The 16,177-nt window shown below is 45.4% G+C and carries 5 protein-coding genes; all 5 read left to right on the top strand.

Features of this window, described 5'->3' with window-relative positions:
- The first annotated feature begins 269 nt into the window (after positions 1-269).
- A complete protein-coding gene (locus AC1DOV_RS20565) occupies positions 270-836 on the top strand; it encodes a helix-turn-helix transcriptional regulator (RefSeq protein WP_339207960.1) in 567 nt (188 codons plus the stop codon).
- 86 nt (positions 837-922) lie between these two features.
- Positions 923-1,516, top strand: coding sequence for a hypothetical protein (locus tag AC1DOV_RS20560; protein WP_441875983.1), 594 nt, complete (start codon positions 923-925; stop codon positions 1,514-1,516).
- 218 nt (positions 1,517-1,734) lie between these two features.
- Complete coding sequence (locus AC1DOV_RS20555; protein ID WP_441875986.1) at positions 1,735-2,799, top strand: serine hydrolase domain-containing protein; 1,065 nt, start codon at positions 1,735-1,737, stop codon at positions 2,797-2,799.
- 851 nt (positions 2,800-3,650) lie between these two features.
- Positions 3,651-4,034 (top strand): aspartate 1-decarboxylase, encoded by a 384-nt coding sequence (panD, locus tag AC1DOV_RS20550; RefSeq protein WP_076270779.1) that lies wholly within the window; start codon positions 3,651-3,653, stop codon positions 4,032-4,034.
- 29 nt (positions 4,035-4,063) lie between these two features.
- A complete protein-coding gene (locus AC1DOV_RS20545; RefSeq protein WP_477550929.1) occupies positions 4,064-16,171 on the top strand; it encodes an amino acid adenylation domain-containing protein in 12,108 nt (4,035 codons plus the stop codon).
- Positions 16,172-16,177 lie beyond the last annotated feature (6 nt).

Here is a 16,177-nt window from a genome sequence, read left to right as displayed (position 1 = left end):
GCTTTAGTTAGTCTAGACTTCATAATAACGCCTCCTAAGGTGAGTTCTGAGGGCTCCAACCCAGTACATACTCATCCTAGCGGGGCGTTCGTTTTACTGCAAATTGAATCTACTAACACCTACAGGAATGTTAACGGGCAGTTTAGTTCAACATCCTTTGCAACCCACGGTTGCATTTAATGGTACATTCAATTCAACATATACTCGATTTTGATTTCGCTTTCTTTATGATACTATTTGCTTAAGTTGAGTAATGGAGGTGATCCACAGTGTTAGATAATGTAAAAGTCGGTAAAAACATATTGGACTTGCGGAAGGGACTATCATTAACGCAAGTAGAACTTTCCAATTTACTGGGCGTAAGCCATCAAGCCGTTTCCAAGTGGGAACAAGGCGAATGTTTGCCTGATATCGAAGTTCTGCTAAAACTAGGACAGGTCTTCAGCAAGTCTGTTGAAGAACTTCTTCTAAGTGAAAGGGTATATGGGGAGCCAGTAATTCATGAAGTTAAGAATACTAAAATAGAAGTAACGGAACAACTTGATGTCTGGACAAAAGCATTGGACAAAATACAAAGCGAAATTTCAATTCCAAGCTTCAATACATGGTTTAAGAGTACGAAGGCAGAGTACGTGGAAAGTACATATTTAATTTACAGTCCGAACAACTTTACTACGGAATGGTTATACCAAAGATACTCCAATTTCATTATGCAAATTCTCGAAGAAATTACTGGTGAATCCGACTTTAAAATCGAGTTTCGATCAATGGATAATTCTTCGACTAATTTTGAATCAAGTCTAATTCCAGGTAGAGCGAGTTTATGGTTAAGCTAACGGGCAGTTTAGCGCAACTTAAGACTATATTAATCATATGAATTAGGTAGGAAAGTAAATGAGTTCCATAAAAGGGATGAAGCTAGTTGCAGACGAAAAGATGGATTGTATCAATCAGCTTGATTATTATCGTCATTGGCGCAATCTGGGTCATGTATGTGAAGCACCCCAGCACAATTGATGTAAAGCTGATTGGTGTTAAGTATCAGTTAGGTTATGAAGATGTAAAATCGGGGATAGAGCCTGCGACTGTTATAATTCAGGGCAAGGTGCATACGAGCTTGAAAAGAGAGCGAATATTTAAGGGTGTAGTACGAATTGTAGGTGAACAAATTCCAGTGCCTCAGGATCAGCGCAATATAGAAATTCATTTTTCTAGAGACGGCTGGGGCTCAATAGCCTATCCTTATTTTCTTTATGACGAACGGGGAACAACTGTAGGAGCTGAAATTTACCAGTCACATTCTATATTCGCGAACAAAGACTTTAGTCAAGTAACATTCCTTATAACAACGCCCAATCAACAGTCTGAATCCGAAGATGGAAATCTTCAGACCGTTTGGAACACTGAGAATGGAAAGATGCTATCTGCCCCCGCAACAACACGAGAAGAGGCCCTAGCCTTATCCAATAAGCAGATGCGTGAATATTTGAAACCTTATGGGAAGTCTTTACGATAACCTGTACATCACATAATTAAGCTAACGGGAAACGATTGTTCAATACACTACATTAGCTGGTCTAATGCTCAGCTGCCGTTTCTAATTGAAGTAACGAGCAGGAATATAAAGAAATGGAAACGAGTACATAATTCAGCATCCAAATAGGTTGATTAGCGTGATTTCAACAACCGAGGATTTTTGTAAGCATCATAAAACTAAAAGGAGTAGCTGTTACTATGAAGGATTTACATAATTTTGTTTCAGATTACACCAAAGATAAGAAACATTTACATCTTGCGATCGGGATTATTAGAGATGGCGGTATTGAATATTTTTCGTTCAGTAATAATCAAAAGAGAAGTACGATTCCTCCTGAGCATATGTTGTTTGAAATCGGCTCCATAACCAAAGTTTTCACATCCATTCTCTTATTAGAAATGGAACGGGAAAAACTGCTTTCCTCGGATGACATGGTTGGTAAGTTTGTGCCAAACGTTAAAAACGATTATTTGAATAAGATTACCTTGAAAAGCCTTGCTACTCATACCTCTGGTTTACCTATATTGGCAACAAACCACAATCTGGCTAAAAAAAGATCGAATCCTTATTCAATGTATACCGAGCAAGATTTAACTGCTTTTCTATCTAATGCTGATTACACGGATAGTATTGGTTCATTTGAATATTCCAATATCGGTGTGGGCTTACTGGGGAATATTCTATGCAAGGTGTCAGGAAGCAAGTATGATGAACTGTTGAAAAAATACATAACGAGCCCATTAAAGATGAATGAGACAGCCGTTACACTTGATTCAGAACAGAATAGAAGGTTTTTGAATGGACATGCTTCAACTGGGAAGAGAGTCCCTCACTGGGATCTCTCTATACATGAAGGAGCTGGGGGGATTAAGTCATCGGTTAACGATTTGAGTTTATTTGTCCAAGCCAATCTAAATGATGATAATCCGATAGCCTCTACACTGCAAAAAAGTCATATCCCTATATGGATCGGAAATTCAAACCGTTATTTTGGCTGGGGTGAGGATAAACTTCTAGATAAAGGTATCCTCTGGCATAATGGGGGTTCAGCTGGTTTTAACAGTTATCTAGCTTTCAACAAGGAACTCCGTGTAGGAATTGTATTGCTATCCAATTATTCTTTTTTCTCGAATTCTCTTATGGATTATTATGTTGCTCAATTAATAAAATGGATTACTAAAAAAGAGCCTTCTCAAGGAACTATGATAGACGTTACAGGGTTAAAAATATTTGAAGCCATCCTAAGTAGTGAAAAGTCATGAACTAACGGAGAACGTTAGTTGAAATAGCCGCGGCAGTCTAAGACTTTATTTATCTGGTCTTGGTTCGCCGCTGCTTTTGTTATGGGGTTAGTCTAAAACTTATTTTTTAAAAGCTGACGATCCTTTAATTCAAAAATCGCGTTAATTCAATGACTCCCGTCAAATACTTTATTTTCACCGAACATTAATTAGATTTGTTAAAACGAAAGAAGCGTAGTTTTCTATGGAATAAGCTCAATACAGTTCGTTAGAGAATAAAACAACCCCCCTATTGTCTTACACGAAATCGTTTATTATGCGCGAATCTATCACAATAGTGACCATATAAATCAAAAAAAGAGAATTCCACCCCTTTTTAACATAAAAATCCCCTTTCTTTCATAGGTGCAATCCAACTACTATAGGTATGAGTTCGAATGGTAAAAAGTATCATTTTTTTGATATTAGTATCAAATTAGTCAGGATGACCACGCTCTTTGATATCAAAATAAGCTAAACCTTTACAGCATTTTCCCACACCTCTTTCATTGCGCAGCTCTTTTCTAGTAAATGATTTCATTGCTAATCACTTGCTTGTCAGTCTCCCCAACAAGTTAACCCACATGTTATTTTAACTCGAATATTCAACCTGCATAAGCTATACCTTCAACCAAAACTACTTAGTCGAATGCATTCAGAAGTTATTAACAAACTATTGTTAACGCTTTCATGTTAACGGAGCGATTTCTTTGTCTTTTTTATTTTAAAATTTGTAATAAATACAAATAAAAGTAACTTTAAGGTTGTGTTAAAGCACTATTATTTATCGGTATATTAACCAAATTCACTATTCTATGAGGAGTGTGTTATTTATGTTTAGAGAAATTCACAAATCCAAAATTCACCGTGCGGTCGTTACGGAAGCAAATTTAAATTATGTAGGCAGCATCACGATTGATCAAGATATTTTAGACGCATCCAATATTTTAGAGAACGAGAAAGTACAAGTTGTAAATATCAATAACGGCGCGCGGTTGGAGACGTATGCGATCACTGGCCCAAGAGGCTCAGGCATGGTTTGTCTAAATGGAGCGGCTGCGCGAATGGTTCAGCCAGGAGATCTCGTTATTATTATCTCCTACGCCATGATGGAAGATCATGAAGCGAGGGTGTACAAGCCCGATGTGGTCATTATGGATGAGAATAATCGGATTGTGACGGACAAGTATCAAGAGCTGCACTCTACAACGGTATAATGCCACAGACAAAAAGTAGGGGGAGCTATATGAATATCATCCGAAATCTCTCAGAGGTACTCATTGCAAGCGGAACGAGCGGTGCGGGCATTACGTTCTGCGAGGCGGGTAAGGATCGATTCGTGTCGTATGGGCAACTACGCAAGGCAGCGGGTGCAGTACTCGGTCAGCTGCAGGAAAGAGGGCTTGGCAAAGGGCAGCATGTTGTGCTGCAGACCGAAGATAATGAACGATTTCTTGTTTTGTTTTGGGCCTGCCTATTGGGCGGCATGATCCCCGTTCCACTTACAGCGGGACGAACTGACGAAGGAAGGAAGAAGCTTCTTCAAGTAAGCAGCCAACTTGGAAATCCGTATTTGCTGTGCGAGCCAGAAATATGGGAATCTGTTGCAGCTTATTGTCTCAAAAATGAAGAGCATGCCGCAGGACAGCTATTACAAAAAAGAATGCTGCCGATCAAGGATGTTTTGGATGAAGCAGCTGCTATAGATCGCCAAGGGACAGTCTATGCGGCAACCGAGGATGATGTTGCATTTATCCAATTCACCTCTGGTTCCACAGGTGATCCTAAGGGTGTTGTTTTGACACATGGCAACTTACTTTCGAATATGCGGTCGATATTGGAGGGCGCGCAGTCGACCGAGGCTGATTCCTCTTTAAGCTGGCTCCCGCTTACGCATGATATGGGTTTGATCGGATTTCATCTAACTCCGATGCTTGGGCTTATGAATCAATGGCAGATGCCGACCTCGACATTCGTGCTTCATCCGATGAAGTGGATGGAGCTGACGCATCAGCATCGCATTACCTGTCTATCATCACCTAACTTTGGTTATGTTCACTTTCTACAGCATTTTAAACCGGAGAATGCCACCTGCTGGGACCTTAGCTCGGTAAGGCTTATCTTTAACGGAGCGGAACCAATATCCGCGAGCAATTGCCGCGAGTTTCTCGCACAGATGAAGCCTTATGGGCTTAGAGAACAATGTATATTTCCCGTCTATGGACTAGCGGAAGCAAGTTTGGCCGTTACATTTCCGCATGTGGAGGAGAGCTTGAATACCTTATATGTAAGCCGAAAGGGCTTGAATATCGGAGATGTTATTCAGGATGCTCCAGCGGATGATCCCAATAAAATAGAAATCGTTGAGCTCGGGTTCCCTGTATCCGAATGCGAGCTTAAAATTTGCGACGAGTCTGGCCGGGAAACGCCAGATCGGCACGTTGGGCTCCTCCATATTAGAGGGAGGAATGTCACCAAGGGTTATTTTAACCGCCCTGATGTGAACGCCGTCATTCTATCGACAGACGGATGGCTGAATACCGGTGATCTTGGATTTATGCAAGACGGCAGATTGTATGTGACTGGCCGCATGAAGGATATTATTTTCGTCAATGGACAGAACGTATACCCGCATGATTTGGAAATGCTGGCAAGTGAAATTAAGGGAGCAGAAATAGGCAAAGTAGCTGTCAGTGCGATTCAGAATGAAGTAACGAAGCAGGATGAGATCGCCATATTTATTCAATTTCGAGGCAAGCTTAACGGTTTTGTGCCGCTGAGGCAAAGCGTGCAGCGATTGCTAAATCGAAAAACTGGACTCCAAGTGGAGCTCATTGTTCCAGTGAAGCGTATTCCGAAAACTACCTCTGGGAAAATTCAGCGTTACACTCTTGCTGAGAGTATGCAGAGCGGACAATTCTCCTCAGTCATTTCGGAATTGGAGTCGCTGGCAGCGATTATGGAAGAAACAGCTCCCGAGTCGGCTGCTGCAGCTCCTGAAACGGATGCCGAACATCGCATATTGTCTATTTGGAAAAAAGTGCTGAAGACAGACCGCATTGGAATAGATGATCATTTTTTGGAGCATGGCGGTAATTCACTGAGCGCAGCTTATGTAGCTGCCCAGCTGCAGTCGACGTTTGGCATAAATGTATCTCTGAGCGAGTTGTTTCAGCATCATACTGTTCGGTTACTGGCCGCTTATGTCGCTGAAGCGGCTGCTGGGGAAGATCAAAGAAATGACAGAAATGACCAGTGCGAAATGATCTCAAATGGAGGCACGAGGGATTGGTATCCCGCTACATCTGCTCAGAAGAGATTATTTATTGTTGAGGAAATGAATTCAGGTCTCCTTCGTTATCATCTTCCGCAGCGCATAAGCATTGAGGGGGAGCTGGACCTCAGTAAGTTTCAACAGGTGTGGGAGTCTTTGATCAACAGGCATTCTTCACTACGTACATCATTTGTTATGGATAATGATATCGTGGTCGGTCGCATTGCAGATTCAGTAAAGCTGCCCATTATTCTTACAAACGGCCGCGGCTGGTCAGAGAGTGATATGCAGCACCAAATTAGTGCATTTCTGCAGCCCTATGAGCTGTCTAAGGCGCCGTTGTTCCGAATGGAGTTAATCACATTCAATCATAACCGCCATCTGATGTTATTTGATATGCATCATCTCATTACGGATGGCACATCGATGGGAATATTAATCGGGCAATTTATTGCGATGTATGAAGGGGCTGAGCTGCCTCCAATTTCTTTTCAATACAGCGATATTGCTGATTGGGAGAAAAGGTTCAGGGCAGAAGATAGGCGCATGATAAGGCAGAGAGAGTATTGGCGGCAAATCTTCAAGGAGGGAGCGGGGGAGATCGACATCCCGGCAGATTATCGGCGTCCGCTCACTCTTAGCTACAAGGGAGCTATTGAAAAATTTGTACTCGATGCAACACTTACAGCTAAGCTGGAGCAATTAGCTTTCCAAACAGGCGGTACGTTGTATACCGTTTTAACTTCCGTTTACTTTATACTGCTGAGCAAGTACACCGGAGCAGTTGATATGGTGATCGGTACTGCGTCGGCAGGGAGAACAAGGCCGGAGATGGAAGGTATCGTGGGCCTGTTCGTCAATATGGTGCCGCTGCGACTTCGGGCTGGCAAGGAGCTTTCGATCCTTCAATGCTTTGAAGAGATCAATAAACAAATATTGTTATCGCTAGACCATCAGGACGTCCCTTACGAAGAAATTGTAGAGCTGGCAGAGGCAAAACAAGAACATGGCCGTAATCCTTTGTTCAGCACTGTATTTACGTTGCACAACATGGAAATTCCACAGTTTCATACAGCGAATGTCACATTCAAGCCTGAGCCGATAGGAACAGGTACATCTAAATTTGATATGACCTGGGAATGTGTAGCTTCGGAGGAAGGCATTACAGTATCTATTGAATATTCTCTCGACTTGTACAGTCAGGAAACAGTAAGAGGATTTGCTCGCCATTATAAAACATTAGCTGATGCAGCAGTGCAATCCCCTGAGACGACTGTTGAGATGCTTCCTATGTTAGACGAGGATGAATGCCAGCTTATTTTGGCTACTAGCGAGTCGAGTCGAGCACTTTACCCTAACGATACTTCACTGTACAGGCTGTTTGAGAGGCAGGTGGCTCATACCCCACAGCTCCCGGCTATAGTTATGGATGAGGCAACCCTCTCCTACACAGAGCTGAATGAAATGGCAAATGCTCTGGCTAGATGGCTCATCAACCATGGAGTAGTTCCGCATTCACGTGTGGCGCTGCTTCTTCATCGATCCTTTAATATGCCAGTTGCGATACTTGCTGTGTTGAAGACCGGCTCCGCTTATGTGCCAATCGACCCGAGTTATCCTATCGACAGGATTGAGTTTATGCTTGGAGACGCTGATATTTCTACAATGATAGTAGATGCTCAGACAAGCCATATAGGCGGCAAGCTTGCTCAAGCTGGGAATAGGCCAGTAGATAAGATTGACATGGATGCTATGAGGAACGAGTGGAGACAGGCAGAGGGACATAATTATAATGTGGATGTAACAGGGGACGACGCAGCTTATGTGATGTACACCTCTGGTTCCACAGGACGGCCAAAAGGAATTTTAACTACGCACCGAAACGTCATTCGCATTGCTCGGGATACTGACTATATCCGAATCACGAATGAGGATGCGCTGCTGCAGTTATCGAATTATGCGTTTGACGGATCGACGTTTGATTTTTATGGGGCACTTTTGAACGGCGCAAAGCTCGTCCTTGTGAATGAAAACGATTTGCTTGATATCCATCAGCTTATTTTATTGATGAAGAAACAAAGGGTTACGGTATTTTTTGCGACTACAGCTTTGTTTAATGCATTCGTTGACTCTGGATTGAAGGACTTGCCTTCCCTTCGTCATCTATTGTTTGGCGGTGAACGCGCATCAGCCTCGCATATTAAAAGAGCTTATCAGATCGTCGGTTCAGGCGTGCTGCTTCATGTGTACGGTCCAACAGAGTCTACTGTTTTCGCTACTTGTTATCCGATTGACTCGCTAGAGCAGGACAATGCTGCAATTCCAATAGGCAAGCCTATCGCACATTCAGAAGCACTTGTATTGGACGAAAATGGTGCCTTGCTCCCACCACTTGTGCCTGGGGAGTTATGTATTGCCGGCGATGGTTTAACACAAGGTTACTTGAACCTGCCGGAGCTTACTGCAAATAAATTTGTTCCCCATCCTTTTAAGGAGGGAACCAAGCTTTACAGGACAGGGGATTTGGTTAGGCGGCTGCCTGACGGTAATCTAGAGTTTTTGGATCGGCTCGACACCCAGGTGAAGCTGCGTGGATTTCGTATAGAACTGGGGGAAATTGAGAGCAAACTGCTAGAGTGTGAGGACGTTAGGGAAGCAGTAGTTATGCTGAAATACCGCAGCGGCGATCCACAGCTTGCTGCTTACATCGTAGCAAATGGTGAACTTTCCATAGATCGGCTGCAAGCAGAACTGGGAGCAAAGCTGCCGCAATTTATGATTCCGGCAGTCTTCGTGCGGGTGGAGAAGCTCCCGCTCACCTCTAACGGCAAGATTAACAAAAACGCATTGCCTGAGCCTGACTTTTCCAAACTGAGCATCGTAATGGCAGCAGCCTATGTCCCGCCTACAACCCAAACCGAGATTCAGCTTGCAACCATTTGGGAAATGGTTTTGAAGGTAGAGGCTGTTGGCGTTAATGATCATTTCCTCGCACACGGCGGTCACTCATTGAAGGCTGCAACGCTTGTGTCGGAAATTTATAAGCAATATCATGTCCGAATGCCGATCAAGGAAGTATTTCTACGTTCAACAGTTAGAGAGCAAGCAGAATGGATTGACAGCGCAAATAAAGAGGCATATGAACCGATAATACCGACAAACATTTCTCAATCTTATCCGTTAAGTCCATCCCAGCAGCGTGTTTTTCTCATTGAAGAAATTGCAAACGCGGGTATAGCCTATCATATCCCGCTAGCGCTGCGCTTAACTTGCCATGTTCAGCGAACGGATATGGAACGGGCCATAAAAGGACTTATTGCTCTGCATGAGCCGCTTCGTACATCATTCCAGCTTATTGACGGTGAGGCGCGTCAAATTATACATGAGTATGCTTCGTTCGAGCTTCAAGAGTTAAGCGATACAACAATAGATTTGGAGCAACAGTTCTGCGAATTTACCAAGCCGTTGCCGCTTTCACAAGCACCGCTCCTTGACGCACGGCTGCTCAGCAGCGAATGCGGAGAAACTTATTTGCTTCTAAATATCCATCATATTATTGCTGATGGCATTTCGGTGAGTCTGCTTATTGAAGAGCTAGTCAAACGACTAGACGGCAAGCGCTTGGAAGAGCCGCATATTCAGTACAAGGATTATGCGGTATGGAGAGCAAGCCAAGGGAATACGGAACGCATGCGCAAGAGCATCCGATATTGGGAGACCGAGTTAAGCGATCCACCCCCGAGCCTCGACATGCCGCTTGACTTCCCGCGTGGGGAACGGCAATCGCTAGAGGGGGAGACGTTTGGATTCCATGTCCCTTCAGAGCTAGCAATTCGGCTTCAATCTATATCCGATACGCTCAATATTAGCTTAAATAGTCTGTTGTTTGCTTCCTACGCTCTGCTTCTTCAAAAGTATACAAGTGGAAATGACTTGATTATTGGGGCGCTAGCGGCAGGAAGATCACATCCCGAAACGGCTAATATGATCGGTATGTTCAATAATTTTCTTCCAATTCGCCTTAAAATAGGCGATGGAATGAAATTTGATCAATTTGCGAAGGCGTCACATGATCATCTTCTTGCAGCACTCGAACATCAAGATGTGAGCTTTGACCAGATGATTGAAGCTGCGCAAATGACGATGGATCCCTCACGAAACCCGCTGTTCGATACGATGATGATTTTGCACAACCAGATCGGAAATGATCTGGAAGTAAAGGGTCACACTGTAGGGGTACAGCCTATACGCGCAGGTAAAAACATGACATCTAAATTGGATTTTAAACTTGATCTTTATCCTCATGGTGACGGAGGCCTTCGAGCAGAGCTAGAGTTCAATACGCGATTATTTCATAAAGCGACGATGATGAGGCTGGCGGACCATTGGCTCAATATACTGAAACAAGTGACGGATGAGCCAGGTATGAGATGCTCTTCCCTCAGCCTAATTATGAAGAAGGAAGCGCAAATGCTTCTTCAAGAATGGAATGATACAGCAAGGCCGTATCCTGGTGGCGAAACCATCCATGGCTGTTTTGAGGCACAGGTGCGCAAGACGCCTGATGCTCCAGCTATTCGATCGAACGAGGGCATGTTTACTTACCGTGAGCTTGATGAATGCGCAAATCGACTCGCTCTGCTGCTCCGTCAGAAAGGTGTTGGAGCTGACACAATCGTCCCGATTGTTGCAGAGCGCTCTTTTGAAATGATGGCAGCGATTTTAGGCATTCTAAAAGCCGGGGGCGCTTACTTGCCTATCGATCCGCATTTTCCAGAGGAGCGTATTGGGTACATTCTTGAAGATAGCGGAGCCAATATATTATGTTCCCAGCACAAATGGATGAACCAACTGCCGTTTAATGGTGAAATTATAGATATAGATGCTGTTGAAGACAAGGGTTCCCATGATACTGAGGAATGGCTATGGGAGCCTGCAGTGAACGCGCATCATTTGGCATATGTCATCTATACATCAGGTTCTACTGGAAAACCAAAGGGAGTTATGATCGAGCATGCTGCGGTCATCAACCGTATACATTGGATGCAAGATCAATATCCACTTGATTCGCAAGATGTCATTCTTCAGAAGACACCTATAACTTTTGATGTTTCAGTGTGGGAGCTGTTCTGGTGGAGTTTTGCAGGGGCATCTGTTTACTTGCTGGAACCGCGGGGGGAGCGGGAGCCGCAGGTCATGATGAAAGTCATCCGTGAGCAAGCGGTGACGGTCATGCATTTTGTCCCATCCATGCTGGGCGTATATCTCCAGTATGCATCGGAAGTTAAGGCGGACAAGCCTTTCGGAGGTTTGCGTTACGTATTTGCAAGCGGAGAGGCGTTGAAGCCTGCACAGGTGGAAGGGTTCTACAGCCAACATTCTGCAGGCAGCGAAAGTCCACGACTCATAAATTTATACGGACCGACTGAAGCGACCGTGGATGTCAGCTCATATGACTGCGCGAACTATAAGCAAGGATCTGTTCCAATTGGCTCACCGATTCAAAATATTCGGCTGTACGTTGTGGATGAGCAGCGGCGGCTGCAGCCCATTGGAATTCCGGGCGAGCTCTGCATCGCTGGAGTGGGACTCGCTAGAGGTTATTTGAACCGTCATGAATTGACAGCGGAAAAATTTGTACTTGATCCTTTTTTTGCTGGGGAACGAATGTACTTGACTGGAGATCGCGCGCGCTGGCTTGCTGACGGTCATATCGAGTATTTGGGTCGATTCGATCATCAAGTGAAGATTAGAGGATTTCGAATGGAATGTGGAGAGATTGAGCATGCGCTGATGCAGCTGGAGGAGGTTTCCGATGCGCTCGTCATGCCCGTGAAGGATCGGACGGGAGAACCAGCCTTATGTGCATATGTGGTTTCTTCTTTTGAACGCAATGAACGTGAGTTGAAGGAGAGGCTAAGGGGGATGCTTCCGGAATATATGATTCCTTCCCTGTTTGCCTGCCTGCATTCCTTTCCTCTTAATGCTAGCGGGAAGATAGACCGCAGTCGCCTTCCACAGCCGACGTTTGCTGATTCTATTGGCGGCGCCGATCCGCGCGGTGAGACGGAGCTCCGACTGGCAGAGCTATGGAAGAGCATACTTGGTGTTCACATCGTACGCACCGACGATCATTTTTTCCAGCTTGGCGGACATTCGCTGCGCGCAGCGCAGTTAACGGGTGCAGTGGAGCGGCAGTTAGAGGTCACATTTACACTAAAGGATGTGTTCGCCTACCCGGTCCTAGAAGAGATGGCGTCGTTCATTGATAGATCGCCGAAAAGGACTGCAGCATCTATCACAAGGGCCGAGCAGAGGGATGTTTACCCATTGTCGCTTGCGCAGAACCGACTATTCGTTTTGCATCATATGAAGCCTTCCAGTACAGCCTACAATTTGCCGCTCGCACTCAGTATGCGTGGTGAACTGAACGTTGAGAGATTGCAAGAGGCGCTGCAGCGGCTCATTGATCGTCATGAGCCGCTCAGAACAAGCTTTGAATGGCGCGATGGCGCCCCCGTGCAACGCATTCATGAGCGAGTAATGGTGCGAGTTGATGTAACAAAAACGGATCAAGTGGATGGATGGAGCAGCATGCAAAAATTCGTTCAGCCATTTGATTTGAGCATTGCTCCGCTGCTGCGCGCTTCGCTTATTACGAATGGCGCGCAAGAGCATTTGCTGTTGCTTGATATGCATCATATCGTATCTGACGGTATTTCAATGACAGTGCTGGCGCAGGATTTCACCAAGCTTTATGAAGGCGGCACGTTGCTGCCGCTTGAAGTCCAGTACAAGGACGTAGCTGTATGGCAGCAGGGCTTTATGAAGAGCCGCGAGCGGGATAGGCAAGAGCAGTACTGGCGAGAGGAGCTGGCGGGAACGCTGCCGCTTCTGGATTTGCGAGTGGACAAGCCAAGGCCAGCCGAACAAAGCTTTAAGGGGAGAAAAATCATTCATGCGCTGCCTCTCTCGTTAATGTCCGAGGTAGAGTCATTGGCAGCAACGGCTGGCATGACTAGTTTTCCATTATGGCTTGCTTGTTTTCACGTGCTGCTTCATAAGCTGACGGGGCAAGAGGATATCATCTCTGGTACACCGATTGGAGGAAGATCCCATCCAGAGACAGCCCCGCTTGTTGGGATGTTTGTCAATACCGTTGCTATCCGGAGCCAGCCATCTGGCGAGCACAGCTTTCTTCATTTTGCCCGACAGATCAAGGAGAAGGTGCTTGGTGCGATGCATAATGGGATGCTGCCGTTCGAGCATTGTGTAACCGCACTTGATGTAAAGCGAGACCTGAGTCGAAATCCAATCTTTGACGTCATGTTCGTTATGCAAAATATGGATGTGCCGGCAATGAAAGCTGATGTGCTGCAAATAAAGACGCAGCCGCTGGAGCACGCTGTATCCAAGCTGGATCTGACGTTTGAGCTTGCAATGCGTGAGGATGGTGCAGACCTTACTGTAGAATATGCAACGGATCTATTCGAACAACAAACAATCAACCAAATGATTAGTTACTATATTCGAATTGTGGAGCAAATTACAAAAGATACGCATATCTCTTTAAACCAGATAAGCTTGCTGAATTCGGATGAAGAAGCCATTCAACTTGTTCAATTCAACGAAACGGCTACCGCTTATCCAAGCCATATAACCGTTGAGTCTTACTTGGAAGCACAAGCTGAGTGGATACCGCATGCTACTGCCCTGATCTATGAGACTGGGGAAATGTCCTATCGTGAACTGAATGGGAAGGCCAATCGGCTGGCAAGAGCTCTGAGAAAGCACGGGGTGAAGCATGAGGATACTGTAGCCGTCATCATGGAGCGTTCTGTAGACATGATCATTGCGATTTACGGCATATTGAAGGCAGGAGCGGCGTATATCCCGATCTCACCTGGGCTTCCTGAAGAGCGAGTTCGATATATGCTGGATGACTCGGGAGCAAGGATTGTTTTGACTCGGGGCTTAGACGGGCAGATCGGCAACATGTCACTAGACTCTGAACGATTGAACATAGAGGAAGCGCTGCAGCATGAGCAAAATGATGGGCCGTTAGAAAAAATCCATCGATCGCGCAGCTTAGCGTATGTGTTGTACACCTCAGGGTCAACAGGACAGCCGAAAGGGGTAATGATTGAGCACCATTCCGTAGTGAATCGCCTTACGTGGATGCAAAACAGATACACACTTGATATGCATGATGTGATTTTGCAAAAAACGCCATTTACGTTTGATGTGTCGGTATGGGAGTTGTTCTTATGGAGCTTCTCAGGCGCTAAGCTATGCTTGCTTGCACCAGGCGGAGAAAAGGACCCTGGGGCGATATATGATGCCATTAATAAGTATGCGGTGACTACGCTACATTTTGTACCTTCTATGCTTCATCTGTTTTTGGATTACCCGGGCCTTGTTAAGGATAGTAAAAAGCTTGAGAGCTTACGTTATGTTTTTGCCAGTGGAGAAGCGCTTACGGTCAATCAAGTAGAGAGATTTAGAGAGCGAATCGGAGAACCTAATGCTGCGAAGCTCATTAATCTGTATGGTCCAACGGAAGCGACGGTCGATGTGTCCTATTACGAGTGTATAGGAGAGCAAAGTTTAACGAGCGTGCCTATTGGCAAACCTATCGACAATATTTCCTTATATGTGGTCAATGATGTTATGCAGGTTCAACCGGTAGGCGTGGCGGGAGAGCTGTGTATTGCGGGAGCTGGCTTGGCGCGGGGGTATTGGAAACGTCCTGATTTGACCTCGGAAAAGTTTGTCATAAATCCATTCGCAGCTAACGAGCTCATGTATCGTACAGGCGATCTTGCGAGGTGGCTGCCTGATGGCAGCATCGAATTTCTGGGACGAATGGATCACCAGGTGAAAATTAGGGGGTACCGCATTGAATGCGGGGAGATCGAGCATGCGCTTACGGGTCATCCAGACGTGAGGGAAGCCGTTGTCATGAAGCGTGACGGGGCTGCGGGGGAAAGCGCTTTTCTATGCGCGTATGTCGTAACGAGTGATGCAGTCACTACTGCACAATTACGTTATCATCTGGCTAAAACATTACCCGATTATATGGTTCCGGCTGTCTATGTGGAACTGGATCAAATGCCGCTTTCTCCAAATGGCAAGGTAGATCGCAAGTCATTGCCAGCGCCAGACGAGCGGTTGGATGCAGGCGTGCGTTATGTGGAGGCAGCAAGCGAAACGGAGAAAACCATTGCTATCGTTTGGGGAGAAGTACTAGGCCGAACCGCTATTGGGACGCATCATAATTTCTTTGATGTTGGGGGAGAGTCGCTGCTGCTTGTCCGTACCCACCAGCGACTGGAAGAGCTGTACCCAGGTTTACTCAAGGTGACGGATCTATTTAATTATCCGACGATTGCCGCGCTTGCGGAATATATTGATTCCCAAAGCAATCTTTCTCGCACTTGGCATTACGCTGGAATTGCTACAGGTGAGGACTCCTTCAATAACACATACACTGCGCAGCGGAATGGTTCGTACCAATTCACCCTTGAGGACGATTTAATTGAGGGACTGGCAGAAATGGCATATTCGGAGTCCGTGTCCATTACAACCGTTGCACTAGCAATCTATCTGCTCTTCTGGAAGCAGCAGTCAGGCGCTAATGATCTGGTAATGCCGGTTGCAACATCAAGGGGACGGCTCACACCTTTAGCGCTTGACTTTAGTACGGTGCTGGAGTTTAGCGAACTAATCCGAGCAGCCGACTCGTTGTTTGACGATACGAAAATTTCCTACGATTGGAATCAAGTGGAGAGAGAGCTTGGGAGCCATAATAGTTCCCGCATAACGCCTTTGTTTGTAGATCGCTCGCGCACAGGCTTCATTCCCGAAAATCAACTCATGCACCACTTCGATATCATTCTGACGTTAGACAGCGGCAGGGGAGGAGCAGGTAAAGGGATGAGCGGTTTATGGGAATTTAATGCACGTCGATTAAAGAAAGAAAAGGTTAAGGCATGGGCTCAGGGCTATATTAAACTGCTCAGAATGGCCGTTCATCAATTTCAGCAGACTTCTAATGCTAGAGCTGGCGGCAAGCAGTAAGGACAA

It is taken from the genome of Paenibacillus sp. 01T47, assembly GCF_056398245.1.
The sequence above is the reverse complement of the archived record's forward strand: the minus strand, read 5'-3'. Positions and strand labels throughout refer to the sequence as shown.

Excerpts from the sequence above, each read along its gene's own strand:
- AC1DOV_RS20555 (WP_441875986.1), top strand. The coding sequence starts at position 1,735 with ATGAAGGATTTACATAATTTTGTTTCAGATTACACCAAAGATAAGAAA.
- panD (WP_076270779.1), top strand. The coding sequence starts at position 3,651 with ATGTTTAGAGAAATTCACAAATCCAAAATTCACCGTGCGGTCGTTACG.
- AC1DOV_RS20545 (WP_477550929.1), top strand. The coding sequence starts at position 4,064 with ATGAATATCATCCGAAATCTCTCAGAGGTACTCATTGCAAGCGGAACG.